The 24,507-nt window shown below is 68.3% G+C and carries 27 protein-coding genes, 1 tRNA gene and 1 riboswitch; of the genes, 13 read left to right on the top strand and 15 right to left on the bottom strand.

The window, feature by feature from the left end; all coding sequences use genetic code 11:
* Window positions 1-69 precede the first annotated feature (69 nt).
* The gene (locus BLQ49_RS07815) at window positions 70-1,962 is read left to right on the top strand and encodes a hypothetical protein (protein WP_143012223.1); all 1,893 of its coding nucleotides are present in this window, start codon (window positions 70-72) and stop codon (window positions 1,960-1,962) included.
* Between the two features lie 628 nt (window positions 1,963-2,590).
* Here the strand turns inward: BLQ49_RS07815 and BLQ49_RS07805 are convergent.
* Complete coding sequence (locus tag BLQ49_RS07805; RefSeq protein ID WP_091714753.1) at window positions 2,591-3,025, bottom strand: hypothetical protein; 435 nt, start codon at window positions 3,023-3,025, stop codon at window positions 2,591-2,593.
* 98 nt (window positions 3,026-3,123) lie between these two features.
* Here BLQ49_RS07805 and BLQ49_RS29580 point away from each other — a divergent pair, with 98 nt between their 5' ends.
* Together BLQ49_RS29580 and BLQ49_RS30585 are read left to right on the top strand one after the other, a co-directional pair.
* On the top strand, window positions 3,124-3,276 hold the full coding sequence (locus tag BLQ49_RS29580) for a hypothetical protein (RefSeq protein WP_167627654.1): 153 nt from the start codon (window positions 3,124-3,126) through the stop codon (window positions 3,274-3,276).
* Between the two features lie 131 nt (window positions 3,277-3,407).
* A complete protein-coding gene (locus tag BLQ49_RS30585; RefSeq protein WP_280140950.1) occupies window positions 3,408-3,530 on the top strand; it encodes a hypothetical protein in 123 nt (40 codons plus the stop codon).
* 83 nt (window positions 3,531-3,613) lie between these two features.
* Here BLQ49_RS30585 and BLQ49_RS30210 read toward each other — a convergent pair whose 3' ends face one another.
* From BLQ49_RS30210 to BLQ49_RS07775, 6 genes are all read right to left on the bottom strand, one after another.
* The gene (locus BLQ49_RS30210; protein ID WP_244507499.1) at window positions 3,614-3,781 is read right to left on the bottom strand and encodes a hypothetical protein; all 168 of its coding nucleotides are present in this window, start codon (window positions 3,779-3,781) and stop codon (window positions 3,614-3,616) included.
* A 275-nt stretch (window positions 3,782-4,056) separates the two neighbouring features.
* Complete coding sequence (locus tag BLQ49_RS07795) at window positions 4,057-4,398, bottom strand: hypothetical protein (RefSeq protein ID WP_091714749.1); 342 nt, start codon at window positions 4,396-4,398, stop codon at window positions 4,057-4,059.
* Window positions 4,398-4,634 (bottom strand): hypothetical protein, encoded by a 237-nt coding sequence (locus BLQ49_RS07790; protein ID WP_091714747.1) that lies wholly within the window; start codon window positions 4,632-4,634, stop codon window positions 4,398-4,400. The genes BLQ49_RS07795 and BLQ49_RS07790 overlap by 1 nt, the downstream gene beginning before the upstream one ends.
* A gap of 10 nt (window positions 4,635-4,644) precedes the next feature.
* Window positions 4,645-7,233: an AAA family ATPase gene (locus tag BLQ49_RS07785; protein ID WP_091714745.1), complete on the bottom strand. Its 2,589-nt coding sequence runs from the start codon at window positions 7,231-7,233 to the stop codon at window positions 4,645-4,647.
* A gap of 73 nt (window positions 7,234-7,306) precedes the next feature.
* Complete coding sequence (locus tag BLQ49_RS07780; protein ID WP_091714743.1) at window positions 7,307-7,885, bottom strand: hypothetical protein; 579 nt, start codon at window positions 7,883-7,885, stop codon at window positions 7,307-7,309.
* Between the two features lie 74 nt (window positions 7,886-7,959).
* Window positions 7,960-8,379, bottom strand: coding sequence for a hypothetical protein (locus BLQ49_RS07775; RefSeq protein WP_091714742.1), 420 nt, complete (start codon window positions 8,377-8,379; stop codon window positions 7,960-7,962).
* 392 nt (window positions 8,380-8,771) lie between these two features.
* On the opposite strand from BLQ49_RS07775, the gene BLQ49_RS07770 reads away from it, so the two are divergent.
* Window positions 8,772-8,972, top strand: coding sequence for a hypothetical protein (locus BLQ49_RS07770; protein WP_091714740.1), 201 nt, complete (start codon window positions 8,772-8,774; stop codon window positions 8,970-8,972).
* Between the two features lie 204 nt (window positions 8,973-9,176).
* Here BLQ49_RS07770 and BLQ49_RS07765 read toward each other — a convergent pair.
* The 4 genes from BLQ49_RS07765 to BLQ49_RS07750 all read right to left on the bottom strand — a co-directional run bounded on the left by BLQ49_RS07765 (window position 9,177) and on the right by BLQ49_RS07750 (window position 13,400).
* Window positions 9,177-9,251: transfer RNA gene (locus tag BLQ49_RS07765), tRNA-Gly, on the bottom strand.
* A 176-nt stretch (window positions 9,252-9,427) separates the two neighbouring features.
* On the bottom strand, window positions 9,428-9,769 hold the full coding sequence (locus BLQ49_RS07760) for a flagellar protein FlaG (RefSeq protein WP_091714738.1): 342 nt from the start codon (window positions 9,767-9,769) through the stop codon (window positions 9,428-9,430).
* Between the two features lie 651 nt (window positions 9,770-10,420).
* Window positions 10,421-12,307 (bottom strand): phosphomethylpyrimidine synthase ThiC, encoded by a 1,887-nt coding sequence (thiC, locus tag BLQ49_RS07755; RefSeq protein ID WP_091714737.1) that lies wholly within the window; start codon window positions 12,305-12,307, stop codon window positions 10,421-10,423.
* 73 nt (window positions 12,308-12,380) lie between these two features.
* A riboswitch (TPP riboswitch) is annotated at window positions 12,381-12,486 on the bottom strand.
* 68 nt (window positions 12,487-12,554) lie between these two features.
* Entirely contained in the window at window positions 12,555-13,400 is an 846-nt protein-coding gene (locus BLQ49_RS07750; RefSeq protein WP_143012222.1) for a site-2 protease family protein, read from the bottom strand.
* Window positions 13,401-13,581: 181 nt separating this feature from the next.
* Here BLQ49_RS07750 and BLQ49_RS07745 point away from each other — a divergent pair, with 181 nt between their 5' ends.
* The 3 genes from BLQ49_RS07745 (at window position 13,582) to BLQ49_RS07735 (ending at window position 15,739) form a co-directional block, all read left to right on the top strand.
* Window positions 13,582-14,217: a hypothetical protein gene (locus BLQ49_RS07745; RefSeq protein ID WP_244507498.1), complete on the top strand. Its 636-nt coding sequence runs from the start codon at window positions 13,582-13,584 to the stop codon at window positions 14,215-14,217.
* Window positions 14,183-14,557 carry an HNH endonuclease family protein gene (locus BLQ49_RS07740; RefSeq protein ID WP_091714733.1) on the top strand — a complete coding sequence of 125 codons (375 nt, stop codon included), beginning with the start codon at window positions 14,183-14,185 and terminating at the stop codon, window positions 14,555-14,557. Before BLQ49_RS07745 ends, BLQ49_RS07740 begins: the two co-directional genes overlap by 35 nt.
* Before the next feature lie 108 nt (window positions 14,558-14,665).
* On the top strand, window positions 14,666-15,739 hold the full coding sequence (locus BLQ49_RS07735; protein ID WP_091714732.1) for an acyltransferase family protein: 1,074 nt from the start codon (window positions 14,666-14,668) through the stop codon (window positions 15,737-15,739).
* A 9-nt stretch (window positions 15,740-15,748) separates the two neighbouring features.
* Here the strand turns inward: BLQ49_RS07735 and BLQ49_RS07730 are convergent, their stop codons facing one another.
* Complete coding sequence (locus tag BLQ49_RS07730) at window positions 15,749-15,994, bottom strand: pilus assembly protein PilZ (protein ID WP_091714730.1); 246 nt, start codon at window positions 15,992-15,994, stop codon at window positions 15,749-15,751.
* A gap of 116 nt (window positions 15,995-16,110) precedes the next feature.
* Window positions 16,111-16,569 (bottom strand): hypothetical protein, encoded by a 459-nt coding sequence (locus tag BLQ49_RS07725; RefSeq protein ID WP_208859022.1) that lies wholly within the window; start codon window positions 16,567-16,569, stop codon window positions 16,111-16,113.
* A 185-nt stretch (window positions 16,570-16,754) separates the two neighbouring features.
* On the opposite strand from BLQ49_RS07725, the gene BLQ49_RS07720 reads away from it, so the two are divergent.
* The 3 genes from BLQ49_RS07720 (at window position 16,755) to BLQ49_RS07710 (ending at window position 21,329) form a co-directional block, all read left to right on the top strand.
* The gene (locus tag BLQ49_RS07720) at window positions 16,755-17,135 is read left to right on the top strand and encodes an ATP-dependent helicase (RefSeq protein WP_091715126.1); all 381 of its coding nucleotides are present in this window, start codon (window positions 16,755-16,757) and stop codon (window positions 17,133-17,135) included.
* A 240-nt stretch (window positions 17,136-17,375) separates the two neighbouring features.
* Window positions 17,376-19,559, top strand: coding sequence for a transglycosylase domain-containing protein (locus BLQ49_RS07715; protein ID WP_091714728.1), 2,184 nt, complete (start codon window positions 17,376-17,378; stop codon window positions 19,557-19,559).
* A gap of 228 nt (window positions 19,560-19,787) precedes the next feature.
* A complete protein-coding gene (locus BLQ49_RS07710) occupies window positions 19,788-21,329 on the top strand; it encodes a GGDEF domain-containing protein (protein WP_091714727.1) in 1,542 nt (513 codons plus the stop codon).
* 18 nt (window positions 21,330-21,347) lie between these two features.
* On the opposite strand, the gene BLQ49_RS07705 is transcribed toward BLQ49_RS07710, so the two are convergent.
* On the bottom strand, window positions 21,348-22,187 hold the full coding sequence (locus BLQ49_RS07705; protein ID WP_091714725.1) for an aldo/keto reductase: 840 nt from the start codon (window positions 22,185-22,187) through the stop codon (window positions 21,348-21,350).
* A gap of 276 nt (window positions 22,188-22,463) precedes the next feature.
* On the opposite strand from BLQ49_RS07705, the gene BLQ49_RS07700 reads away from it, so the two are divergent.
* Genes BLQ49_RS07700 through BLQ49_RS07690 form a run of 3 tightly spaced genes read left to right on the top strand, consistent with a single transcriptional unit; the run spans window position 22,464 to window position 24,219 of the window.
* Entirely contained in the window at window positions 22,464-23,537 is a 1,074-nt protein-coding gene (locus tag BLQ49_RS07700) for an adenylate/guanylate cyclase domain-containing protein (RefSeq protein WP_091714722.1), read from the top strand.
* The gene (locus BLQ49_RS07695; protein ID WP_091714720.1) at window positions 23,537-23,740 is read left to right on the top strand and encodes a hypothetical protein; all 204 of its coding nucleotides are present in this window, start codon (window positions 23,537-23,539) and stop codon (window positions 23,738-23,740) included. Before BLQ49_RS07700 ends, BLQ49_RS07695 begins: the two co-directional genes overlap by 1 nt.
* Window positions 23,737-24,219, top strand: a complete 483-nt coding sequence (locus tag BLQ49_RS07690) for a YaiI/YqxD family protein (RefSeq protein WP_091714718.1) — start codon at window positions 23,737-23,739, stop codon at window positions 24,217-24,219. The genes BLQ49_RS07695 and BLQ49_RS07690 overlap by 4 nt, the downstream gene beginning before the upstream one ends.
* Before the next feature lie 22 nt (window positions 24,220-24,241).
* On the opposite strand, the gene BLQ49_RS07685 is transcribed toward BLQ49_RS07690, so the two are convergent.
* Entirely contained in the window at window positions 24,242-24,505 is a 264-nt protein-coding gene (locus BLQ49_RS07685) for a BrnA antitoxin family protein (RefSeq protein WP_091714717.1), read from the bottom strand.
* Window positions 24,506-24,507 lie beyond the last annotated feature (2 nt).

Raw genomic sequence — 24,507 nt, 5'->3', positions numbered from 1 at the left:
AGCATGGTCGCTGTCGCGTCGGGTGTGGTGCCCCGGCGAGCCGACAAGACCGTCTCGGGGATCGGGTACATGAGCCGTTTCGTGCAGGGGGATGATGCCCCCCTGTCCTACGTGTGGCGGGCCGACCAGGCCGCCATGGAGATGCTCGGCATGCAGCCGGGCCGTACCGCCGCCGACCGGGCCGTCCGTGCCTCCGTCATCGCCGCGGCGATGGTTGAGCACGATGGCCAGGGCCGCCGCATCAGCTACAGCCGGAACCGAAATTTCTATGCTGAGGCGCGCTACGAGGGCTCGCCCATGTCCTACGCTCGGCTCGTGCCGTTCGTCGACGCGCTCGACGTCGCCGGCCATATCCACCACTTCAAGGCCGAGCAGGGAGCGCATCTTGCCCCGGATGAGCGGGACCGGCTACAGTCGACATTCTGGGCGACCGAGCAGATGGCTGAGACCCTGCGGGGCATCAAGCTGGCCCATGTTGGCCCGACCTCGCCCATCATCCTGAATGACCTGGACGACCGTCCTATGGCCTTGCCGCGGACCGACCGCGTGCTCCGCCTCCGTCGCGGAGTTGACGAGGTGAACGCCGGCTTGACCGGCATCCGCCTCACGGTCGACCCGGCCGCCGACCCGGCCAACTGGCGCCGGTCCGACTACCACCTCCGCGCACGGAAGGTGCGCGCCGACGGCTCGGAGACCTGGGCCTGCACGCTGCCAACGCCCACGCCCTTCGTCGTCCGTATCTTCTCTCGCGGGACTTTCGACCTCCACGGTCGCTACTACGGGTACTGGCAGCAGCTTCCGAAAGCTCGCAGGTCGGAGATGCTCATCAACAAGGAGCTCATCGTCGAGCCGGACTTCCACTGGCTCCACCCGACGCTGCTCTACGCCATGTGCGGGCACGCCCTCGCGCACGACCCCTACACGACAGGCTACTGGCCCCGGCCAGCGGGGAAGCTCGCCTTCAACACATACGTCAACGCCCCGACGACGGCGTCGGCCATCGGCGGCCTGATGAAGAAGGCTAAGGAGAAGGATGACAACGGCGAGCCGGTCTGGCGGTACGGCTACCGGCAGACGGCCCGCATCCTCGACGCTATCAAGGAAGCGAACCCCCGCGTCGCGCACCTGTTCGGGTCCGACGCTGGGGTGCGGCTGATGGCCATCGACAGTAACATGGCCGGTGCGGTCATGAAGGCCTGCCGGAGGGCTTTCGTCCCGTGCCTGCCGGTCCACGACTCCTTTATGGTGCCGGCTTCGAAGGGCGGATTCGTGGAGGGCGTCATGGCGTCCGTTCTGGACGAGACACTTGCCGCCGTTAAGTCAACGTCTTCAGGTACTTCGATCCGAACCGTCTTACAAAGTGCCCCCTCTCTGGCTGGGGTCCCCGCTGAGGAGCCCGTGGAAGCCTTCGAGGCGGAGCCGGTGGGTTCGTCCCTCCCGGTAGGCCGGGATGCCTCGCTGGGTTCCTTGGGCGCCTCCCCGGCGGAGCCGGTGGTCGTTCCCCTGCCTGCGACCTGGGGGGCTTCCCTGGGACCCGTGGGTACCTTCTCCCTGGAGCCGGCGGCCTGCCTTTCTCCGGAGGTCATGGGGGTCTTCCCCGAGCCCTTGGGTGCCTTCCTGGCGGAGCCGGTAGTCGGCTTCCTTCCGGAACTGCGGGAACCATCCCTGGAGACTTCAAGCTCCTCCCTGGCGGCTCCTGTAGTCTCCCCCTCTCCTGAGGTCCGGCGCCCTTCCTCCGGGACCGCGGGTGCTCCCCTGGTGGAGACCTTGGGCTCCTTCCGTCCTATCGTGCCGCTCCTCCCTGCCCGTGGCCCCTCCGGGCCGCTTAGCCCCCATCCCGGTCGCCGCCCTCCGTTCCCGGCATTCCTCGCCGCCCTTCGCTCCGTCCCCTCAGCCGCTTACCGACCGTCTGGCCTCGCCTCCCTGGCTCGGTCTCTTCCCCCTGCGGACGTGGGCCCCTGACGTTGCGTTCACCGTTGTGGATCCATCGCCATCGGGGTAGCGTGTTGAGGTCCTGAGACGGGCCCCTGCACCACAGGTGTATGACGCCCCGCGCCGGCTCCGCCGCGAGGGGCGTCTTCGTTTCGGGACCACGAGGGGCAAGTCTGCGTCCCGCCTCTCTCCCGTCGCGGCCCCGACGCGCGTACCCTCTCCTGACCGTGTCAGGAGCCCTCGCCGTGTCCGCCGCCCTTGCCTTCGCCCCGCCCGTCGACCCGTCGCCGCCGCCGGATAGCGTCGTTCATGACCGATCCAGCGGGTACCGTGACCAAGTGATCCGGCACGCGGTCCGACGCTTCGCAGACAGGGTCTCCGGCCTGGAGAAGGTGCTGGATGGCCTGAAAAAATCGGGACGCCTTGGGCGCGCTCCGGGCCATTTCCGCCTTCCTCGCAGTCTATGGCTACCCGGGCCCGCGGTGGGGCGCGAACGGCGTTACGGTCGGACGGGTGCTAGTTCGGAACAGCGTGGTCGTGCGGCGCGCCTGAGCCGGGACCACGTTGCCTGGAATTGGGCACGGGCGCGCGCGGAGGCTCGGGACATCTCGACCGCGTCGAAAGTAGCAAAGGAGGCGATGCGCGAGCAGCCGACATTTCACGAAGTTTGTCGCCTGGCGGGGGCGAACTGTCGGACCGCGGCTTGGATACGGCACCCGGCGGCGTAAGTGCATTCCGCATAATCGCCACTGGCCGCCCTCCCGGCCTTGCCGCACTGATCGAGGATTTCCGCGACTCGCACGAAGCCTGCGACGGGCGCCTCGGTTCGATAGTTCGGCGCGCGAGCGATGGCCCGGGCGAGGCCTGCCACGATCAGCGCATCGACTGTGGCGTGGGCCACGAGGGGTTCGAGTTCGGCGACCCGGGCGCGCAGGCCTTCAAGCTCGGCACGCTGCCGCACCCGGTGCTCGCGGGCGCGGTCCGCGGCGTCGCGGCGCTGTCGGGCCGTGCGGGCCGCGGCATTCTCGTACGTGTCAGTGTTGGGCGTAGGGATCATGCCGACATTGAAGCACTCGGCCTGGAAAGTTTCCAACGCGACTGCGCCGGATCGTACCCATGTCTAGGAAGTCCCGGGAAGCCAGCTCAGAACGGCCGGGTGAGGAGAGACCCACGACCGCGGCGGAGAGTCTGATGCCGGCCATCCCTGCACCATACGAGCGCTCTATCCGCGGTGAGGGCGAACGCAACATCGCAAAGATCGCCGACAACTTCTGCTGGGCCCTTTTCGCCCTGGTTGTCATCACGCCCGCCGAGGGCGGCCTGTTCGCTATCATCGATGGCTAGCACCGCACCACCGCGGCCGCGCTCGTCGGCATCGAGACCGTCCCCTGCCAGGTGATGATCCTCCCCGCGTCCGAGCAGGCCGACGCGTTAAGGCCATCAACGGGTCCACCACCCGAATGAAACGGCAGACCATGCACCGCGCATCGGTCGCCGCCGGTGACTCCGAGGCCCTCGCCATCGAGGAGGCCTACGCCTGCGCCAAGGCGGAGGTCCTCGCCTACGCGGTACCGACCGCCAAGCAGGCCCCGGGGTAGACCATGTCCGTCGCGACCCTCGCCGAGTTCCTGAAGATTTACGGCAGGGACACGCTCGTGACCGCCCTGCAGTGCGTAGGCGATCAGTCCCCCGACGATAGCGCGCCGCGGCCACGCCTCGGGCACTCCGGCACCCCCTCGTCGAACTCCCCGTAGAGGTCGAGGTTTTCGGGCTCGGTCGCGTCCTGGGTGACGATGAAGCTCCCGAACCGTCCGTCCGGCAACTCGAAGCGGCCGCCGAACCCAGGCATCCGCGCCCTGGTCGACTGACCGGTCCCCACGACCCGGCGGACGACGCGCCCGGTGCGAGGATCCTCAATCCCGCACTCGACGCGGACCCTCCACGTGGACGGGCCGGCGGGCTCTGCGTCGATGTAACCGAACCGGCGGAGGCCTCCCGGGGCCGGCTCGGTCAGGGCCCAGCGCCAGCCGCTATCGAACGTAGGCCACAGATCATTGGCGGCGGCGACGGAAGGACTGGCGAGAACGAGGGCAAGGATTGCGGCGCGCATTCTTGGGGGCTCCATCAGCGGGGATTGAGGGCCCACGCCGAGCCGTCGGGGGCGAACCGCACGAGCTCGGCGCGGGTGATGATCTGGTCGGTGTCCCGGCGCCGGAAGCCGGTCTCGGCCGGGCGGTAGCCGATCCGCACGAGGGCCTCCAAACAGGCCTCGTCGGCGAGCTCCCCCGCGATCCAGGCATGGACGTCGCGGTCGCCGGTCCGCACGCACCGGAGCCGGGTGCTCTCGCCGGCGTGGAGACGGCATCCCGCGAGGGCCAGGGTCTGCTCGTAGGCGACGACGAGACCGCCGGCACGGACGCTCCAGAGGCGGCGCGTCCGGTTCCAGTACGCCTGGACCGCGGGCATCAGAGGGACACGAGCCGGCGTGTGTCCGCGCCGGGCAGCGGCGGTAGGCAGATCGCCAAGGCCTCCGCTTCCAGCGCGTGCTTGAGGGCATCCTCCGGCGAGAGGCGCCCCTCGGCCTGGAGGGCGATCACGCGCTCGACGCGGATGCCCATCGCGGCGGCGACCAGACCGCACGAGCGGCGCGAGGACCACGCCAGCCTGATGCGGCGGAGGACGATGTGGGGGGTGTCGTGCATGATCGCCCCCTCAGTGCCGGCGGACCGACGGCTCGGCGAGGAGCAGGGCCACCTGCCGCCCGTCGAGACGGCGCTGCTCCACGAGGGCGTCCGCGATGCGCCGGACCGCCCCCGCATGTCGGCGCACGGTTTCGGTAGTCTCCGTGTACAGACGGTCCAGCGTCTCCTGGACCTCCCGGCGCAGCATCGGGTCCGTCGCCATTGCGGTGGCAGGGTCCATCCTGGCGGCGACGAGGCCGCGGTCGCCGAGCCCCCACTCGGTCGTCATCTCCAGGACCATGCTGGTCGCCTGCGCCAGGTCACGGGAGGCCCCCGAGCTCGGCGCATCGAGGAGCATGTCCTCTGCCGCTCGCCCGGCGAGCATGAGCCGGATACGGGCCTCGGCCTGGGCACGCGTCCAGACGCCCCGGGCGGCCCCTCCGAGCATGACCCAGCCCCCCATGCCCTCGCCGGCCTGCAGGGCGACAACCATATCGGCCGACGGGTCGTCCAGCGTCGCCAGCAACGCGTGCCCGGCCTCGTGGACGGCGGTCCTGTCGAGCGTGTCGGCGGACACGCCCTCGTCCCGGGCGCCGGCGACGGCGAGCAGATCGTCGAGCACCAGTGCCCGGTCGGCGTGGCGGGCCCGGCGGCGGGCGTCCTCGACCAAGGCCTCGATCATCGCCCCGGTGTACCGCTCGGTACGCCAGGCGACCGGCAGCAGGTCCGCACCCGGCAGGTCGTCGCCGAGGCGGACGCGGATCATCGCGACGCGCTCCTCGACGTCCGGCAGCCCGATCTCGATGACCTTGCCGAGGCGGCCCGGTCGCCGGATGGCCGGGTCCACGCGCTGGTGGTCGTTCGTCGTCCCGATGACGATGACGCCCTCGCGGCCGGTCGCCCCATCGAGCTGTTCGAGCAGGGCGTTCACGACTTCTACAACGTAGTCGGAGTGATCGTGTCGCACGCCGCGCCGGTCCGGGAAGGCATCGATCTCGTCAATGAGGAGCACGCACCCGCGGCGGCCGGCCGCCTTGGACCGGGCCTCGTCGAACGTGTTGCGCATCGCCTTCAGGGTCGTCCCGAGGTGCGCCGCGTCCGTCGATTGCCAGAGGGGCAGCGACCCTGTCACGAGGGGGATTTCGGCGGACACGGCGAAGGCCTGGGCGATGAGCGTCTTGCCCGTGCCCGGGGGCCCGTACATCAGCGCGCCGTTCGAGACCGTCGACCAGGGTGCGCCCGCCCGCCACCCCTCCAGGTCGCGAATGGTCGAGCGGCACCAAGCGACCGCTTCCCGGGCGCCGTGCAGGTCGTCGAGGGTAAGGTCCCGCCCGCGGCCCGTGGCGACGGGGGGCGCCGTCAGCCGCCGGAGCTCGGCGACGATGGCTGCGGCCGTGCGCCGGGGACGCACCGCGATGGCGAGGTGCTCCGCCGTCACATGAAGATCGGCGAGGCCGGCGCGCTCCGACGCCGAGAGGGGCTGGCCCGTCTCCGCGCGGATGACGGTCGCCAGGTCGCCCGCGTCGATGGCGGCCAGCGTCAGCCGGTGCTCGGCTGCCTGGAGTGCGACGGGCGGGAGGCAGGAGTTCGCATCCGGGGACAGGCACAGCAGGGGCGCCGGGAAGCGAAGGGCAGAGTAGATTTCCTTGGGGCGCTTCTCGCGATCGGCGGTTCCCTTGGGAGCCTCGTGGTAGATGGCGCGCCGGCAATTATGGAGGCCCATCGCGGTGAACGTCATCCCGTCGATGGCGGCCAGCGTCAGCCGGTCCGGGACGTCGATGACGACGACAACGCCGCGCTCCGTCATAGCCTGCCGCAGGCCCGGCACGGCGTCGAGCGTGCGGATTAGCTGACGGCTGGCAGTGGTCGTGACGGGGGAGCCGGCGATTACATCGTCCTCATCGTCGTCAGACGCGTGCGTATCTTCGGGCGCCCTCCGCTCCGCGAGAGCCTCCGCGACGGCGTCACGGATCGGGGCCCGGGCGAGACGGGCGGCCTCGGCGATGCTGGCCATGCCGGTTTCCCGCCATTGTCCGAGGATGTCGACGAGTTGTGTCCCGGCAATCGTTTGGGGGGCGCGGCCGCATTCTGCCAGCCCGGAGCCGAGTGCGGTGGCGGTGAGCTCGGCCAGCCCGGCGTCCGGCCTGGCATTGCGAGCGTACCACCACACGACCTCGGGCAGCGCCTCGGCGGCGGCCGGTTGGCCCATCATGGCGAGGAGCGCCGTCTCCCGGTCTCGCAACTCGTCGAGCGGGCTGGGGACGCCGTAGAGGCTGGCGAGTTCGATATCCTCGGCCGGGCGTCCGTCGAGTAGACGGCGAAGCTCTTTCCATGAATGAAGAAGCTGATCCTCGAATACTGCGGAATCGTACCTGACCTCGGTCCTGTGGTGGACCGCTTTCGTGGCCGCGACGCGCAGCCCTTCGAGGAGCTCGACCATGGTCCACGACCCGCCGAGGTCCTCCCACAGGCCCTTCCGGTCGCCGATCTTTAGGTTCGGCCAAGTGTGGTCGAGGTATGCCTGGATGTCACGGTGTGCAGAGCCGCAGTGGGGGATTGCGCCGCACAGGATATCGCCCAGGGTCGGGGGTGCCCCGAGAACGGGGGGGCGCTTCGTCATGTTCGGTCTCCATGGCCAGTCGCCTCGGACGTTCCGCAGGCGCAGCTCAGAGACCGTGATAGCAGGAGACTCGTTACTCGTCGGTTAAGGGCTGGCGCCAGCTATCCCTGGGCCCGCTCCATTCCGCTTCGGCAGCCTCCCTCCGGCGCCGGAATGCTTCGCGCTCGGCCAGGACCTCGTCGAGCACGTGAAGGGCTCGCCGGTACGTCGCCGCGGTCGCCAAGTTTCGTTCGACGATGTCGACGGCGGCCGGTCGACCGCTCTTGTGCGTGGCGGTCGTGTATGCCTCCTGGAGCTCCACGGCGCACAGCAGGGCGTGCCCAAGGGCGCGAGGATGAGCGTGTGCCGCGGCCTCGCCTAGGAACAGCAGCGTGTACTCGGGTAGACCCGACTTCGCGATCCTGTCCTTGCTTGTGCTCCGCCGGTTGATCTGCATCAAGCGCGCTAAACCGGTAACCCACTCGTGTCCGAGCACCCTCGTCGCGGCGTCGTCCACAGCCTCGACGAGATCCTCGCCGATGTCCGCCTGCGCGATGACCCGGTCGCCGACGAGGTAGTCCCGCCCGACGAGCGTCAGCGGCTCGCCATCAAACGTGCCGATGCAGGCGCCCTGGGGAGGCTGGGGCATGGGGCGGAGGATGAGACGCGGCATAGGGGCTCCCGGCATGCGAAAGGGCGATCCCGGCTGGGACCGCCCTTGTGTACGAGTTTCGTGCTGCTGGAGCGTCACGCGGCCTTGGCGGGGATCTCTCCGAATCCCGACATCGCGGCCCGGAGGACCGCTTCCTTTGCCCTTGCGGTGAGGTCGATCCGGTCGATGACAGCCTGCTTCGGGGAGACATTCTCATTGCCGGCGTTGACGACGACCCAGCCCTTGGCGGTGCGCTTGAGTGAGTACGAGACGACGGTCTTCCGGTATTTGTAGCTTTTCGCCATCGGGCCGGCCTCGCGGTATGCGTAGTGGCATCCGGCCCGCTTCGAGAGAGCGACGCCCGCGTTCGACAGGCGCTTTTCTGCACGCTCAGCAGCGGCGACGAGTTCGAATGCCGATGGGAAAACTTTCGCGCGGCCCCTGATGGCGTAGAGCGCCAGCGAGAGTTTGCCGGTGTTCTCGGCGGACAGGAGGATTGAGGTCTGCTTGGACATCGAGGCGATCCTTTGGTCGTTTCCACCCGGCGGTGCCGCGGCGGTAGGGTCAATCCAAGACCGAAAGTCGCTCCGCCGTCAAGCGGCCTGCGGCCGTATCGGCATGCAAGGTCCACGATCTCTGTGGGGAGTGATTTACAAGGCCTAGAGTCAACGAACTGGACGATCTCGCGCGGGCGCCTTTGCGGCGCTTGGGGACGACTCGGTCCGGGAGCGCCGCGGCGAGACCTTCATCTGGCAGCGGCCCATTCTGATCGACACGACCACGCACGCCGACGGGACGGCGCGCATCCGGACTTACCGTATCCGTGACGCCGACATGCCGCAGATCGTGAGCATCTCAGCAGGCCGGCGTCTGGATCGAGGGGGCGCTCTCAGCGTTAGCCGCCGGGATGCGCTGTAACCGTCAAGGCGAAACCGTCTTTTCCGACGGTGCGGTCATCGAGGATGGTCAGCGGGTCCGCCTGCAGGCGGTCAACAACTTCTTCGAGATCTACAACCTCGGTTTCTTGGCCGAGTGGGCCCGAAAGATCGACCGGCAAATCATCATCGAGACGGGAAGCTTGCCCACGTGCCTCGTGGTCAACCGGTGAAGCGAGACCCTACAGTGCGCCGCGCCCAAACACTACCAAGTTCCGGGGTAATCCCTCGTAGCGCCGATGCGGGACACGGTCACCGCCCAGAAAAAGGTTCGCCGAGTGGCGAAGGGCGCCGCCTGATTCGCCCTGACGGTGGTCCGCTGGTGGTACGCTCGAATTTCGGCGTACCACGCCATCTCGGTAAGTGCTTGTAATAATTGGAGCGGGCGATCGGGATCGAACCGACGACATTCAGCTTGGGAAGCTGACGTTCTACCACTGAACTACGCCCGCCCACATCAACGGTGCCCGGTGGCGAAGGCAGGCTAGTCACCCCGCCGACAGCGCACGCGTTCATGCTTGGCCACGGTCTAACAGCCGAACGGTGACGGCGTCAAACGGATGGCTGCGATTTCCACCACGCGGTCGCGCCGGGGGACACGCGGATCCGTTCCTGTGGCCGCGCGGTTTCAGGCGACTCGCGACACGCTTCCGGTCTGCGGGTTGTGCGTCTCGCGCGCCGATTCGTACGCGCGATTCCGGAGTGCCGTTTCGCTCGGTAACTGGTCGATCACATTTCCTGAGGCAGTATCCACTACCTGAAAAACGATCGCGCTTGTATCCGGATCCTGGATGTAGCGCGCTTTGCCGGAAGTGGTCGTCGCAAGGTCGAGCTTCACCGCAGGCTCCAGCGTCGTGGCAACCGCTGACGGCGCAGATGGCTGCTGCGTGGGGGCCGCTGCGGCTGTAGCCCCGAGTGCGTCGAGTCCCTGCGGCCCCTGCGCCGACGAGACCAGCGGACGGATCTCCATGGTTGATCTCCTGCGATCCTGTGATCGTAGAATTAGTGGCAGCGTCGCCTAAGCGATCCTTAATGCTCGCGATCGGTCCACCGGTTGCGGAGTCGAAGTCGTGCAGGCGCTGAACGGCGCGTTACCGGATCGCCTTCAATTCCTTCTGTTTTCCCGACTTTTGCCGCCCCGCGGGGTGTCCGCCTCGAAGAGGTGGAGGCGCGTAGGACTTGATCGTCGGGGCTCCTCTCAGTCGGGTCCGGAGCGTGGAATTCTGAGACGATCGTCGCTCTCATCCCGGCGGATGCAAGCGGCGCCACCGCGGTACGCGGCCACTTGCATCGCGCGGCACCACAGCGCGATACTTGCCCGACTGCAGACCGAGCCTGATCGGAGCCGGCACGATACATCGCGTCGGCGTCGCCGCGACGCGTGCTCGGCCGCCACGCGATGGGCAGTGCCTAGTCCAGAATTCAGGAGCTGGATGCCATGCGAAGCCGCGGCCAGAGCCCTGTCCGGCGTCGACCGGCTCTTTAACGGCATCGCCTCGGACCTGATGACGCCCAGGGTGCCCGTGCCGGGACCTCGATGCTGACCGAGGCCCCCCGTGGCGGCGATCTGGAGACGGTCTGCGGCACGCCCACCTCCTGAGGGGATGGGCGTGCCTCAGCCTCACTCAGCCGCGTCGACGTAGAGCTTCCCGCCCTCGGCCAGGAATTCCTGCGACTTCGCCCTCATGCCGGCTTCGGCCTCGGCCTTCGACATCGCGGGCGCGGCGCCCACGACCTCACCGGCCTCCTCCATCGCCAGCACCTCGGCGCGCAGGTCCTGCGTGATCTTCATCGAGCAGAATTTCGGCCCGCACATCGAGCAGAAATGCGCGACCTTATGGGCGTCCTTCGGCAGGGTCTCGTCGTGGTAGCGCCGGGCCGTATCCGGATCGAGGCCTAGATTGAACTGGTCCTCCCAGCGGAAGTCGAATCGGGCGCGGCTGAGCGCGTCGTCGCGCAGCTGCGCGGCGGGGTGGCCCTTGGCGAGGTCGGCGGCGTGGGCGGCGATCTTGTAGGTGATGACGCCGGTCTTCACGTCGTCCCGGTCGGGCAGACCGAGATGCTCCTTCGGGGTGACGTAGCAGAGCATCGCGGTGCCGAACCAGCCGATCATCGCGGCGCCGATGCCCGAGGTGATGTGGTCGTAGCCGGGGGCGATGTCGGTGGTCAGCGGGCCGAGGGTGTAGAACGGCGCCTCACCGCACTCCTTCAGCTGCTTCTCCATGTTGACCTTGATCTTGTGCATCGGCACGTGGCCGGGGCCCTCGATCATCACCTGGCAGCCCTTGTCCCAGGCGACCTTGGTCAACTCGCCCAGCGTCTCCAACTCCCCGAACTGAGCGGCGTCGTTGGCGTCGGCGATCGAGCCGGGGCGCAGGCCGTCGCCCAGGGAGAACGACACGTCGTAGGCCCGCATGATGTCGCAGATCTCGTCGAACCGCTCGTAGAGGAACGATTCCCGGTGCCCGGCGAGGCACCAGCGCGCCATGATCGAGCCACCGCGCGAGACGATGCCGGTGACGCGCCGCGCGGTCAGCGGCACGTGGGCGAGGCGCACGCCGGCATGGATCGTGAAGTAGTCGATGCCCTGCTCGGCCTGCTCGATCAGCGTGTCCTTGAAGACCTCCCAGTCGAGCTTCAGCGGGTCGCCGCCGACCTTTTCCAGCGCCTGGTAGATCGGCACGGTGCCGATCGGGACCGGGCTGTTGCGGATGATCCACGAGCGGATGTTGTGGATGTTGCGGCCGGTGGACAGGTCCATGACCGTGTCGGCACCCCAGCGGATCGACCAGACCAGCTTTTCGACTTCCTCAGCCGCGGACGACGTCACGGCCGAGTTGCCGATATTGGCGTTGATCTTCACCAAAAAGTTCCGGCCGATCGCCATCGGCTCCAGCTCGGTATGGTTGATGTTGGCCGGGATGATCGCGCGACCGCGGGCGATCTCGTCGCGCACGAATTCCGGGGTGATGAAGGCCGGCAACGCGGCGCCGAAGCTCTGACCGTCGGCGAGGGTGGCCTCGGCATTTTCCAGCATGGCCTCACGGCACGCGTTCTCGCGGTGGGCGACGTAGATCATCTCCTCGGTGATGATCCCGGCACGGGCGAACTCGTACTGCGTCACCAGTTGGCCCGGCGCTGCCTTGCGGATGGTCCGCGCGGCGGGGCAGGGGGCGACGAGCTTGTCGCCGGCAAAACCGTTATCCTCGGGCTTCACCGCCCGGGGCTCGACGGCCTGATAGCCGCGCCCCGCGATCCAGGCCTCGCGCACACCCGGCAGGCCGGCATTGAGATCGATGCGCGCCTCCGTCTCCGTGTAGGGGCCGGACGGATCGTAGACCCGCACCGGCGCCTCCTTGGGATCGGAGAGGGCGATCTCGCGATAGGGCACGCGGATGTCGGGCCGCCCGGCCGGGCTTGCATAGACCTTGCGCGATCCGGTGACCGGACCGGTGGTCACGGTGTCGGGGTTGCCTGTCACGTCTTTGGGGCGAACGGGTGCGTTCATCGTGGGCCTCTCCTCGTCCTGGAGCGGTCCGGTTCACGCGATGGGTGAGATGCGAGAGCCGGCCGCGAGGCACGCGGCCGCAGGTTCCCGTCCCTCCGCCGGTATGAGCCGGATCAGGTTCAAGGGTCAGGGCCGTATGCCCAATCTCAGCCCCCTGCGGGGCCCCCCTCGGAACGCTTCCAGACTCAGGCCCGCGCCGCACTTTGTCAATGTTGGATGGCTACAGGCATCGTCCGGCCGTCTCGGCTCACCAGAGCCGCATCGCATGACAGCCGAATACGATGTCGGAATGCTCGAAGCCTGCGGCAATCGCCATAGCAAATCCCGCCCGCGATAAGGCTTGGCCGAAGCTGCTCGAGACGAGGAAAAGGCCCACCAAGATCACGCCGGAATATACGGCGATCTTGCCCCCGATGGCCTGGACGGTGTCGGGAAGCCAGGGCTGCAGGATGCCGTAGCCGTCGAGACCGGGGATCGGCAACAGGTTGAGCACGAGGGCGGTGCATTGCACGAAGGCAGCGGCGGCGATCGCCAGCCGCAGCCCCTCGGCCTCCTCCGAGCAGAGTTGATAGAAGGCCATCAGGGCGATCAGGAACAGCCCGTTCATCGCCGGTCCGGCCGCCGACATCGCGCTTTGCCACGCACGGCTGCGGAGCCGCGCGCGGTTGATCAGCACGCTGCCGCCCGGAAATCCGATCCCGCCGATCATGAGAAAGATCATCGGCATCACCACCGAGAACATCGGATCGATGTAGTGCCGCGGGTCGAGTGTCAGGTAACCGGTCTCCAAGATCGCGTCGTCGCCGCCCTTCCAGGCGACCCAGGCATGTCCGAACTCGTGCAGGCACAAACTGAGCAACCAGGCGGACATGGCCCACGCGAAAGTTGCAGGCTGATCGTTTACCCAATCCTGATCGAGCGCTATGCCGAGCAAAAGAAAGGTTAGAACAATGTATAGAAAATTCTCGCTTGGCTTGCGAAGATCAAAGCGTTGGGTTCGCGTTTGTCCGGTCATACGAAGCGTGCCATCGACTCGTTCTTCCGGATGAAAAGCTTGAGTCTTCCGAAATAGCAAGATCGACAGTGCTGCCATTCTATCTTTGCGATTGATCGGGTTGCTCTGCGGAGATCGCATTGTGGGGGTCGCCGCAAAGCGGCGTCCAACATGCGCGTATTGTATATCTGTATGGTTGCGTCTCCTGTCGGATGTATTTTGCTGCTGCGGTGGTGGCCTTCATGTGGGCCGCTTCATCTATCCGGGCGCCTGTCGGTCGATGCCGCCCACGACCGCACCGCCGGCCGTTGAGGCGCAGATCATCGAGATCGAGGATGGCGAGCGGCTGCGCGACCGCTGGCGGCCGCAGGCGCCGGATTGCGGGATCGTGGTCAGCTTCCACGGCTTTGGTTCACGCCCCGAGCCGCACGCGGCGCGCTTCTGCGCCGATCCCTGGCGCGCGGCCGGGTGGGCCCGCTCGCTCCAGGCCCTCGCCGCCGCCGTGGCGGTCGCGGGCGCCCCGCGCGGTCTCTACCTGGATGCACCGTTCGACGTGATGGCGCACCCGGTGCGGCTGCATGTCCCGCTGGCTCCGTCCTGGCTCCTGCGCGACACCTACCGCTCCGATCTGCGGATCCGCTCCGGGACGGCGTCGGTGCTGATCGTTCAGGGCCGCGACGATCCGGTGGTGCCCGCCAAGCTTGCTTTGGCGCTTGCCGCCGTGGTTGGGCTCAAGGCGCGCATCGAGCTGGTCCCAGGTGATCACGTCTCCATCCTCGGCAGCCGGGATCGCGAGGCGGCGGCTTGGTTCGGGGTGCGTGGGGGCGCCGGCTGCCTGCCGCAGGTCCAGCGGAAGGGCGGCTTGAGGAAGGAGTGCGCGCGTGGTCGGACGGCGGTCCCAGCGCTGGAAGGATGAGAGTCTCGATCCGCCGGCCGGCGCACGCGAGCCCGATCCGATCTGTCCGCTCTGTGAACGGCCAATTCCATCCCGCGCCCGCTCCAGCCTGCATCACCTCACGCCGAAGCTGAAGGGCGGTACCCACCGCGGCACCGTACGGCTGCACCAGATCTGCCATTCGGCCATCCATGCGCGCTACAGCGAGGCCAAGATCGCCAAGCGCCTCGCCGACGTGGCGGCGCTGCGCACCGATCCGGAGATCGCGCGGTTCCTCGTGTGGGTCCGCGGCAAGCCCGATGATTTTCACGCGGCCACGCGGATGACCCGCGACCGCCGGGCCACCAAGCGGAAGACCTGAACGGCGAATATTTACTGCCTCTTGTCCACGTCGGCAGATCGCGCCGTTTTCATGGCTTGCCGTCAACCAGGCCCGGTCCAGGATCAGGCTGGTACTGGGGATGCGGCAATGGCGTGGGCAGCGGACGCACGGGATCGACTCGCCTGGGTCGATATCGCCAAGGGAATCTGCATCCTGCTGGTCGTGATGATGCATTCCGTGACCGGCACGGGCGACGCCATGGGCGGCGAGGGCTTCCTCCACCCGGTGGTCGCCTTCGCGAAGCCGTTCCGGATCCCCGATTTCTTCCTACTGTCGGGTTTGTTCATCGGGCGGGTGATCGACCGCGACTGGCGCCTGTTCTCGGACCGCCGGGTGGTCCACTTCGCCTATTTCTACCTGCTGTGGCTCGTCATCCAGTCGGCCGCCAAATACGGCAAGATCGCCGGCGATGCCGGCCCGACGGCCTTCGCTGCCCATCTCGCGCATGCCCTGATCGAGCCCTATTCAAGCCTGTGGTTCATCTATCTGCTGGCGGTGTTCTCGGTCGTGACCAAAGTGCTGCGCAGTGTCCCTGGCAGCCTGCTGCTGGTCGCCGCCGCCCTGCTGCAGATCGCGGATATCCGCAGCGACTCGACCCTGATCGAGGAATTCTGCGCCCGTTACGTCTACTTCGTTGCCGGCTATCTGTTTGCTGACAGGATCTTCGCGTTGGCCGATGCTGCGCGGCGCCGCTTCGGCCCGGCCCTCATCGGCCTCGCGCTCTGGGCCGGCGTGGAGGCCTGGCTCGCCTTGACGCCCACCGCCGATCCCGTGCATCCGACCCTGGCGAGCCTGCCCGTCGTCAGCCTCGCCCTCGGGGCGGCCGGTGCGCTGGCGATCGTGGTCGTGGCCGCCCTCATCGGCCGAGCCGGCGGTCCCGTGGCGGAGGCGATCCGCACCTGCGGGCAGCGCTCGATCGTCATCTACCTCGCCTTCTCGCTGCCGATGGCGGCGGCGCGGGAGATCCTCATCCGCACCGGGATCATCGCCGATATCGGCGCGGTCAGTCTTGCGGTCATGGTCGTCGCGGTGCTGCTGCCGCTTCTCCTGGAACGGCTGGTACGCGGCACGCGCCTGGGCTTTCTGTTTGTCAGGCCTGCACGCTTCCACCTCGCGCCGGCCGGCGCACCCACCGCGCGACCGGTCCTGCGGGCGAGCTGATCGACGGTCTCAGCCCTCGAAGGCAATGCCGATCCGGCGACTGCGCCGCCACGCGACGGTGGCCGGGCGCGGAGCGCTGTCCGCCGAAAGGCGCAACGGAAACCGGTCCGGCACCGGCTGGTCGTCCTCGACCTCGATCTGGGCACCGGTCTCGGTCGCATCCCAGACCAGGCAGCCAACCTCGCCGCGGGCGAGCAGCAGGGAGCCGAACGTGAAGGCGTTCCTGCGGAACGTGCCGCGGCGGTCCTCCGTCATATGTCCCTCCATACGGACCCGCGCGCCCGCGAAAGCCGGGCTTTGCTGCCGGGAACCATGCCGGATGGCCGTTAACAGCCCAGATACGGCATCCTGGCGCTTGCCGACGAGGGAGATCAATAATCGTCCGGGTCGCCCCTGTAGCGCCGCGGCGCGGGCCGGTCGTCATCGTCGTCGTATGGGCGTCGTACGGGCGGACGATCGTAATAGTCGCGGTTGTCGCGATACGTGTCGCGGCGTCGGTCGTCGTAATCGTCGTTCCGGTAGCGTTCGCTCGATCCCCCGGTGGAGATGCGCGGGGCGTACCAGCAGCTCTTCGGCCGGCCCGGGGCCGGATCGCCGAAGGTCTGAACGTTGCATGCGATCACGCCACCCTGGGGGAACGGCCGGCCATTGGTTCGGCCGGGCACCCCGAAATAGACGTTGGTCGGATAGGGCATCCGGCACACGCCCCCTTCCTGCGCGCAGGCGATCAAGTTCACTGTGTCGAGCTGATAGGCGTGGGCCGGGCCGAGACCGCTCAGGCCCAGCCCCAGCGCGCCGGCCACGCCGGCCGCAGCAATCCGTTTCCGCACGTTCCCGATTCCCCCGTGACGCGTGATGACGAGGCGAAATAATCCGGATGCCGGCTTCCTGCCAGCGCCTGTGCTCGCTATGGCGTCGCCTGATGTCGACCACGCCGAACATGCGGCGCGGGTGACGCGAGGGTAGGGCGTTCCACCCGAGTGGCGGCCGGGTGGTGACGCTTCAGGAGGGCTTGATGAGGGATGCGTCCGCGCAGGAGCTTTTGCTGCTCAGCGCGTTGCAGCAATGCCGGATCGAGCTCGCGGCTGCGCGCGGGGATGAGGCCGAACGGGCCGCGACCCGCAGGGACCTCGAGGCGGCCCGCCACCGCGAGGAGGCCCTGCAGCTCGAGCTTGTTCGAGAGCGGGAGCGGACCGAGGCCGTCCGGTTGGTCCTCCAGGCCCTTTTGATGAGCCTTTGGCGGTTCGGCCTGCGCCGCCGCCTGTTTCGGTCACGCATTGCCCGGCTCGGCCGCGAGACGCCCGATGAGGGTCCGCAATCGGCCCGGCATCCGGTGCTCCTCGCAGAGGCACGGCGCGTCCTCGGGGTCATGGTGCGCCCGGATCCGGAGGCGTAGCCCTCGCCCGACTGTCCGTGTCCCGGCCAGCGGAAGAGGTTGATGCGCTCTTAACGGATTGGCGAGCCTTCTCGTCCAGCGTGACCGCGATGCGGTCACAAACGGATTCGACAAGGCGGACACGCAGCGGCGACGGCCCGTGTCATGTCCGGTCCCGAAACCGTCGCCTTTTCCGTGGGAAGGCCGCGCGGCTGCGCAGGGTTCGGGCGCGCCGATTCGGATCAATCGAAGACGGAATGCATGGCCAAGGGTCAAGGTGAGGGTCGCGGCAGGAGAGAGCCGAATTTCGACGTGCCGGAGGGGCGCGTTCGGGATCGCGGCGACCTCGATCTGCGCCTGTCCCGGGAGGACCGGGCTGGAACGGGAGACAGCGTGGCACAGCGAGCGAACGGGCCGGCACGCAAGCCGTCCAAGGCACCGTCACGTCCGGCGGCGGGCCGGAAGCGGCGGCGGCGTTCGTGGCTGGGCCGGATCGTCTACACCACGGTGGTGCTCGGCCTCTGGGGCGTCATCGGGCTTGCCGGCCTCATCGCCTATCACGCCTCCCAGCTTCCGCCGATCGACCAGCTGGCGGTCCCGAAGCGCCCGCCCAACATCGCGATCCTCGCGAGCGACGGCACGCTGCTCGCCAACCGCGGCGAGACCGGCGGCCGGGTGGTTTCGATCAAGGAATTGCCGCCCTACCTGCCGCGGGCCTTCGTGGCGATCGAGGACCGGCGCTTCTACCAGCATTTCGGCGTCGATCCGGTCGGCATCCTGCGGGCTATCGGCCAGAACCTGACCCGGCGCGGCGTCGCGCAGGGCGGCTCGACCCTCACTCAGCAGCTCGCCAAGAACCTGTTCCTGACGCCCGAGCGCTCGGCCTCCCGGAAGATCCAGGAGGCGATCCTCGCCCTTTGGCTGGAGCACAAGTACAGCAAGGACGAGATCCTCGAACTCTACCTGAACCGCGTCTATTTCGGAGCCGGCGCCTACGGGGTCGAGGCGGCGGCGCAGCGCTATTTCGGCAAGCCCGCCAAGGAGGTGTCGCTCGCCCAGGCGGCGATGCTCGGCGGCCTCGTTCAGGCGCCCTCGCGGCTCGCCCCGAACCGCAACCTCCCGGCTGCCCAGGCCCGCGCCGCGCAGGTGCTCGCCGCCATGCAGGAACTCGGCTTCGTGACCGCGCAGGACGTGAAGGTGGCGCTGGCCCAGCCGGCCAAGCCCGCCAACGCCCGCGGCGGCGGCTCGGCGAACTACGTCGCCGACCTCGTGATGGACGTGCTCGACGACTACGTCGGCAAGTTCGACACCGACATCACGGTCCAGACCACCGTCGATACGGGCCTGCAGGCCGCCGCCGAGCGGGCGCTGACCGAGGAGCTGAACGCCAAGAGCGAGCGCTTCAATGTAAGCCAGGGCGCGATGGTCTCGATGCGCCCCGACGGGGCGATCCGCGCACTGATCGGCGGGCGCGACTACGCGCAGAGCCAGTTCAACCGCGCCACCACGGCCAAGCGCCAGCCTGGCTCCTCGTTCAAGCCGTTCGTGTACCTCGCCGCCGTCGAGCACGGCGACACCCCCGACACGGTGCGGGAGGACGCGCCGATCCGTATCGGCAACTGGGCGCCGGAGAACTACTCGCATCGCTATGCGGGGCCTGTCACCCTGCGCACGGCCCTGGCTCAGTCCCTCAATACCGTCGCGGTCCGTCTCGGCCAAGAGGTCGGCCCGAAGGTGGTGGTGCAGACCGCGCAGCGGCTCGGCATCACCTCGCCGCTGCAGGCCAACGGCTCGATTGCGCTGGGTACCTCCGAGGTGACGCTGCTGGAGATGGTCGGCGCCTATGGGGCTTTCGCCAACGGCGGTACCGGCGTGATCCCCTACGTGGTCACGGCCGTGAAGGGCGCGGACGGCAAGGTGCTCTACAAGCGGGCCGAAAGCGGGCTCGGCCGGGTGATGAGCGCCGACGCCGACGGCATGATGAACGCGATGATGCACGAGACCTTCGTCTCGGGAACCGGCCGGAAGGCGGACATCCCGGGCTGGGACCTCGCGGGCAAGAGCGGCACCACCCAGGATTATCGCGACGCGTGGTTCATCGGCTTCTCGGGCAGCCTCGTGACCGGGGTCTGGCTTGGCAACGACGACGGCGAGCTGACCAAGAAGGTGTCCGGCGGCAACCTGCCCGCCGAGATCTGGAAGACCTACATGACGCAGGCGCTGAAGGGACAGAATCCCGTTCCGCTGCCGAACATCAATCGCTGGCGCAGGGCGCCGGAAACGACTGCCTCGGTGGCGAACGCGGCCCCGGAGGCGCCGGCTGGGATCCTCGGCCAAATCTTCGGCGCGCCGGAGGCGCCCGCGCCGCGTGCGCCTTCACCGGCTCGGCGCGTGCAGAAGGATGATCGCAACTTCATCGAGAAGCTGTTCGGAATTGGGGACTGAGGGCCGAGCTCCCTCGTCTCCCCTGCCGCGGATCAGCTGCCCCAGGGGGCGGCCTCAAGCCTGGCTATGTCAGTCGGCCCTGTGCCGGAAAAACTGTATCCCTTGATTTTAAGCGGATCGGGCTCGCGCGGTAACATTGTATAAAAAGTTCGACTGTCACACTCGTTACTGATCTTCGATCCGGCGTCCGCACGCGCGTTCGACCGCAGACGTCTCGATGCGGTATCCATGCTTCTGCGATCGTCCGTCCTAGCGATTCGCGCGTCGCTCGCAGTACCGGCCTCGCGCTTGATCGGCGCGGCAGGTGGCGGGCTGCTGGTGTGCCTGACTCTACTCGGCGTTTATCTCTGCATCGATCTCCACGACATCGCTTGGCAGAACGCCCGGCGCAACGCGGCCACTCTGCTCTCGGTGATCGAGGAGGGCGTCGGGCATAACATCCAGGCCTACGATCTCTCGCTGCGCGCTGCCGCGCGCTTTGCGAGTGAGCCGGATGGCGGCGCTTTGGTTGCGAAACTCCAGCGCCTCGCGGCATTCAATGCCGCTGCCATCGGACCGGGCTTGGGGCTGATCGCGGTCACGGACGCGAAGGGGTACATCGTCGCCGCGAGCAGTACCGGCGCGTTGAAGACATCGGACCTGAGCGCCTTGAGCGAGTTCCAGAGCCTGCGGTCGAATCCGGGGCTGGGCCTGATCCTGACGGGACCCAGCCGCTCGCTGATGACCGGGCGGGAGATCATCCGCATGACACGGGCAGTCGGGGCGCCGGACGGAACTTTCGCGGGAATCGTTACGGGATCCCTCGACCTCGACCAGTTCCAAGCTCAGTTTAGCCGCCTGCGCTTCGACGACGGCCTCATCGTCAACGTATTCCAGCAGGACGGGACGCTGCTGATCCGAGTGCCGGCCAAGCCCGGAACGCTCGGCCGCAGCATCGCCACCAGCCCCGGCTATCGCGCCTACCGGGCCAGCGAACGCGGGGAGTTTCTCGGCCACTCGCACCTCGACGGCGAGATGCGGCTGTATAGCTTCGCCAATCTCAGGGACCTCCCGCTGATCGTGACCGTGGCCACGAGCGTGGACAGCATCCAGGCCCGCTGGATCTACAAGGCGGCGATCATCGCTGCGCTGATCCTGTGCCTGAACGGCTTGAGCGTCGGGCTGACGATTCTCGTTCAGCGGGAGTTCCGACGGCATGCGGCCGCGACCGCCTCCACGCGAGAGGCCAATGCTGCCCTCATGGTTCTTGCCCGGACGGACGGCCTGACCGGCCTGCCGAACCGGCGCAGCTACGACGAGCACTTCGCGGTGGAATGGAAGCAGGCCACACGCTTCGGCACGCCCTTGTCGCTGCTGATTGTCGATGCGGACCATTTCAAGCAGTTCAACGACCGCTTCGGGCACCGCCGCGGCGACGAGGTTCTTCGGGCGATCGCCGATTGCCTGTGCCGGACCTTGACGGTCGGGAGCCTCGGCTTCCGGATCGGCGGCGAGGAGTTCGTGGCGATCCTGCCCGGCCTCGATCTCACGCAGGCGATCGGCGTTGCCGAGAGTGTCCGACGCGCGGTGATCAACCTGCAGATCGCGCATGCTCCGGAGATCGGCGGTGTCGCCACCGTCAGCATCGGCGTCGCGAGCGCCGCCCCCGATGCCGGCGAGGGGCCGGAAGCCCTGTTCATATCGGCGGACGCCGCCCTCTATGCCGCCAAGACCGCAGGTCGGAACCGGGTGCGGACGGCACCGCAGGTGATGGCGGTGGCCGTCGCTTAGCGCCGAGGAGCCGAGACATCAAAGCATCGGCAACATCCGGGGTCGTGGCCCCCGGGGAAAATGCGCGTCGATCATGGCGATCTCGGCCGAACCGAGATGCAGGTCGGCCGCGGCCGCATTCTCGATCGCGCGGGCCGGGCGCCCGGTCTTAGGGATCGTGAAGGTCCCCGCCATGCGGGTGAGGAAGGCGAGGGCCACGGCGTGGGGTGTCGTCCCGTGCGCTTGCGCGATCCCCTCCAGGACCCGACCGCCGACGCTTGCGGGGTCGGGGAAGTCGCCGCTGCCGAAGGGCGAATACCCGACCATCGCGACCCCGTGCTTCTCGCACCAGGGGAGCACCGCATGCTCGATCGCCCGCTCGTTGAGATGGTAGAGCACTTGGTTGCAAGCGATGCGGTCTGGTCCCGCCACGGCGAGCGCCCGATCGAGATCCTCAACGTCGAAATTGCTGACGCCCCAGGACAGGATCTTGCCGGCGCGACGCAGGTCCTCGAAACCCGCGATCGTCTCCTCCAGAGGATACTGGCCCGGCCAGTGCAGCAGGTAGCTGTCGAGGCGGTCGGTGCGCAGCCGCCGGAGCGACTCTTCGCAGGCTCGTGCCACGCCGCGGCGGGTGGCGTTGCCCGGAACCACCTTCGAGACGAGAAAGACCTCCTCGCGACAATCCCCGATCGCCTCCGCGACGATCGCCTCGGCATCCCCGTACATCTCGGCCGTATCGATATGGGTCATGCCGGCATCGATGCCGGCTCGCAGCGCGGCGACCGCGTCGCCGCGGTCCGACCGGTCGATGTGCCACGTTCCCTGGCCGATGATCGAAACTGGGCGGCGGGCCGCACCGAAGCTCCTGGCCTGCATGGCGTCGTTCCCTTCCCTGGTTGGGCGCGTCTCGGGCAACCGCGGACCTTTCGAGGACGCGGACGCCGGGCGGCTTCGTGATTCGGCGGTTCGACACGCCTTACTCGCGCCATCTTGGATTGTTGAGCAATGGGCGGCGCGTGGGCGCGGCGCTGCACTTTAGGCTATGGCCTGATGTCGGGCGGCACAGGCCCGCCGAGTCCGCGGCGGCGCGCCGGTCGCGTGGAAACCGGTCCGGGGCACGGCCGGTCGGTTGTCCATGCTGGAGTTGCGCCGATGCTGCCCGCCCACCGGATATTCTGGGTCCTTATCCTGCTGGCGGCTGCGGCTGCCGGGCTGCTCTATAACATCATCTTCGCGGCGGGTGCTTCCCCGCTGGCCGGCTTCACCTACGGGCTCTGCATGGGCGCGACGGTGCTGGCCTTCGATCGCGGCCTGATCCTGGCCGGCTTGCAGGCGCGGATCCGCCGGTTCCCGGCCTGGCTCTACGTGGTGGCCGCCGAACTCGCCTACGTTCTGATGATCATGGCTGGCAACGCGCTCGGCGGCCTGCTCGTCTGGACCTTCGCGCTCACGCCCGACGACCTCCCCTCGGCGACCCGGATGACCGCGCGGGTTCTCGCCTACGCGCTGGCCGTATCCGGCCTGCTGGTGTTCGTGATTCGCATGCGCGACCTGATCGGCGGCGAGGTGTTCGTGAATTTCATGATCGGCCGCTACCACAAGCCGGTGGCGGAGGAGCGCGTCTTCCTCTTCCTCGACGTGGTTGGCTCCACCGCCTTCGCGGAGGCGCATGGCGACCTGCGCGCCCAGGCCTATCTCGGGGCTGTGTTCGCGACGCTGGCCGAGCCGGTGCGTCGCAACGGCGGCTCGGTCGACGACTACGTCGGGGACCTCGCCATCATCACTTGGCCGATGGCCCGTGGCCTCAAGGATGCCCGCTGCGTGACCTGTCTGTTCGACGTGCTCGACCGGATCGAGGCGGATGCGCCAGCCTGGGCTGCCCGGTTCGGGACCGTGCCGCGGCTCCGGGCGGCCCTGCACGGCGGCTCGGTGGTGACGGCCGAAGTCGGCGTCGATCGGCACAAGATCGCGTATTTCGGCGATGCCGTGAATGTGACGTCGCGGATCGAGGCCCTGTGCCGGCCGTTGGGCGTCGGTATCCTGATCTCGCAGGATCTCCTCGAGCGGCTGCCGCGGCTACCCGATGGGATCCGGGCCCGCTCGCTGGGCGCCCACGCCCTGCGTGGCCGCGGCGCCCCCCTCGCGGTCGCCACGCTCGAACGCGGCCATGCCGAGGCCGCCCCCGTCACGGCCCTCGATTCCCGCCGCGCGGCGATTGCTCGCTGATGGCCCGCGCCGACGCCCCCCGTTCCACCCTCCTGCTGGCCGTGAAGATGGCCCTGCGCTTCGGATTGCCGCTGATCGGGTTGCTGGTCTTCGGGCGCGCTGTCCTGCTCTCGGTGGGCGGTGACATCGAGCACGGGCTGTTCGCCCTCGGCGTAATCCTGATCCTGGCGGGCTTCACCTCGAAGCTCGTACCCCGCGCATGAGCACCGAACCGGCGGGACCGCCCATCTACCTCGATGCCGATGCCTGCCCCGTCAAGGACGAGACCTACCGGGTGGCCGCACGCTACGGGCTCACCGTCCACGTGGTCGCCAACAGCGTCCTGAATCTGCCGCGGGAGCCCTGGATCATGCGGGTCGTGGTCGGCTCCGCCCTCGATGCAGCCGACGACTGGATCGCCGCGCGGGCCGGGCCCGGCAGCATCGTCCTCACCGCCGACGTGCCGCTCGCCGCGCGGTGCGTGAAGACCGGCGCGACCGTGCTGGCCTTCACCGGCAAGCCGTTCAGCGAATCCTCGATCGGAATGGCGCTGGCAACCCGCGACCTGATGCAGTCCCTGCGTGAGGCCGGGACGATCACCGGCGGCCCGAAGCCGTTTTCGAAGGCCGACCGATCGGCCTTCCTGTCGGCGCTGGACCGCGCGGTGAACCGGATCCTGCGGGAGCGTCCGCGGACCGCGTGATCCCGGTCCGTTTCCCGACGTCTCAGTCCTCGGCGGCGGGGACGAGCGCCCTGAGCGCTGCGTTGATCCTGTCCTGCCAGCCCGGCCCGTCCTTCTGGAAATGGGCGAGCACCGCGCTGTCGAGGCGCAAGCTGACCACTTCCCGGGCCCCAGGGGGGGTGGCAAGGCGCGGCGCTGCCTGCCGTGGGGCGGCAGCCTCAGGCTTCGGGGATGTGGCGGCCCGGAAGGCCGCTTCGGCTGCCGCCCGTGGATCGCTGAAGCGGCGGCGATTGCGATCGTCGGCCATCG

Origin of the sequence: Methylobacterium phyllostachyos (assembly GCF_900103445.1) — a bacterium.
Taxonomy (GTDB): domain Bacteria; phylum Pseudomonadota; class Alphaproteobacteria; order Rhizobiales; family Beijerinckiaceae; genus Methylobacterium; species Methylobacterium phyllostachyos.
Note: the sequence above shows the minus strand (reverse complement) of the source record. Positions and strands in the feature narration are given on the sequence as shown.

What these genes read in the sequence shown, in the direction of transcription:
- BLQ49_RS07720 (WP_091715126.1), top strand. Translation starts at nt 16,755, where the DNA reads ATGAGGGATGCGTCCGCGCAGGAGCTTTTGCTGCTCAGCGCGTTGCAG.
- BLQ49_RS07815 (WP_143012223.1), top strand. Translation starts at nt 70, where the DNA reads ATGAGCCGTTTCGTGCAGGGGGATGATGCCCCCCTGTCCTACGTGTGG.
- BLQ49_RS07795 (WP_091714749.1), bottom strand. Translation starts at nt 4,398, where the DNA reads ATGCCCGCGGTCCAGGCGTACTGGAACCGGACGCGCCGCCTCTGGAGC.
- BLQ49_RS29580 (WP_167627654.1), top strand. Translation starts at nt 3,124, where the DNA reads ATGCCGGCCATCCCTGCACCATACGAGCGCTCTATCCGCGGTGAGGGC.
- BLQ49_RS30585 (WP_280140950.1), top strand. Translation starts at nt 3,408, where the DNA reads ATGCACCGCGCATCGGTCGCCGCCGGTGACTCCGAGGCCCTCGCCATC.
- BLQ49_RS07715 (WP_091714728.1), top strand. Translation starts at nt 17,376, where the DNA reads ATGGCCAAGGGTCAAGGTGAGGGTCGCGGCAGGAGAGAGCCGAATTTC.
- BLQ49_RS07710 (WP_091714727.1), top strand. Translation starts at nt 19,788, where the DNA reads ATGCTTCTGCGATCGTCCGTCCTAGCGATTCGCGCGTCGCTCGCAGTA.
- BLQ49_RS07730 (WP_091714730.1), bottom strand. Translation starts at nt 15,994, where the DNA reads ATGACGGAGGACCGCCGCGGCACGTTCCGCAGGAACGCCTTCACGTTC.
- BLQ49_RS07690 (WP_091714718.1), top strand. Translation starts at nt 23,737, where the DNA reads ATGAGCACCGAACCGGCGGGACCGCCCATCTACCTCGATGCCGATGCC.
- BLQ49_RS07790 (WP_091714747.1), bottom strand. Translation starts at nt 4,634, where the DNA reads ATGCACGACACCCCCCACATCGTCCTCCGCCGCATCAGGCTGGCGTGG.
- BLQ49_RS07700 (WP_091714722.1), top strand. Translation starts at nt 22,464, where the DNA reads ATGCTGCCCGCCCACCGGATATTCTGGGTCCTTATCCTGCTGGCGGCT.
- BLQ49_RS07775 (WP_091714742.1), bottom strand. Translation starts at nt 8,379, where the DNA reads ATGTCCAAGCAGACCTCAATCCTCCTGTCCGCCGAGAACACCGGCAAA.
- BLQ49_RS07785 (WP_091714745.1), bottom strand. Translation starts at nt 7,233, where the DNA reads ATGACGAAGCGCCCCCCCGTTCTCGGGGCACCCCCGACCCTGGGCGAT.
- BLQ49_RS07705 (WP_091714725.1), bottom strand. Translation starts at nt 22,187, where the DNA reads ATGCAGGCCAGGAGCTTCGGTGCGGCCCGCCGCCCAGTTTCGATCATC.
- BLQ49_RS07750 (WP_143012222.1), bottom strand. Translation starts at nt 13,400, where the DNA reads ATGGCAGCACTGTCGATCTTGCTATTTCGGAAGACTCAAGCTTTTCAT.
- BLQ49_RS07695 (WP_091714720.1), top strand. Translation starts at nt 23,537, where the DNA reads ATGGCCCGCGCCGACGCCCCCCGTTCCACCCTCCTGCTGGCCGTGAAG.
- BLQ49_RS07685 (WP_091714717.1), bottom strand. Translation starts at nt 24,505, where the DNA reads ATGGCCGACGATCGCAATCGCCGCCGCTTCAGCGATCCACGGGCGGCA.
- BLQ49_RS07780 (WP_091714743.1), bottom strand. Translation starts at nt 7,885, where the DNA reads ATGCCGCGTCTCATCCTCCGCCCCATGCCCCAGCCTCCCCAGGGCGCC.
- BLQ49_RS07745 (WP_244507498.1), top strand. Translation starts at nt 13,582, where the DNA reads ATGCCGCCCACGACCGCACCGCCGGCCGTTGAGGCGCAGATCATCGAG.
- thiC (WP_091714737.1), bottom strand. Translation starts at nt 12,307, where the DNA reads ATGAACGCACCCGTTCGCCCCAAAGACGTGACAGGCAACCCCGACACC.
- BLQ49_RS07760 (WP_091714738.1), bottom strand. Translation starts at nt 9,769, where the DNA reads ATGGAGATCCGTCCGCTGGTCTCGTCGGCGCAGGGGCCGCAGGGACTC.
- BLQ49_RS30210 (WP_244507499.1), bottom strand. Translation starts at nt 3,781, where the DNA reads ATGCCTGGGTTCGGCGGCCGCTTCGAGTTGCCGGACGGACGGTTCGGG.
- BLQ49_RS07735 (WP_091714732.1), top strand. Translation starts at nt 14,666, where the DNA reads ATGGCGTGGGCAGCGGACGCACGGGATCGACTCGCCTGGGTCGATATC.
- BLQ49_RS07770 (WP_091714740.1), top strand. Translation starts at nt 8,772, where the DNA reads ATGCGCTGTAACCGTCAAGGCGAAACCGTCTTTTCCGACGGTGCGGTC.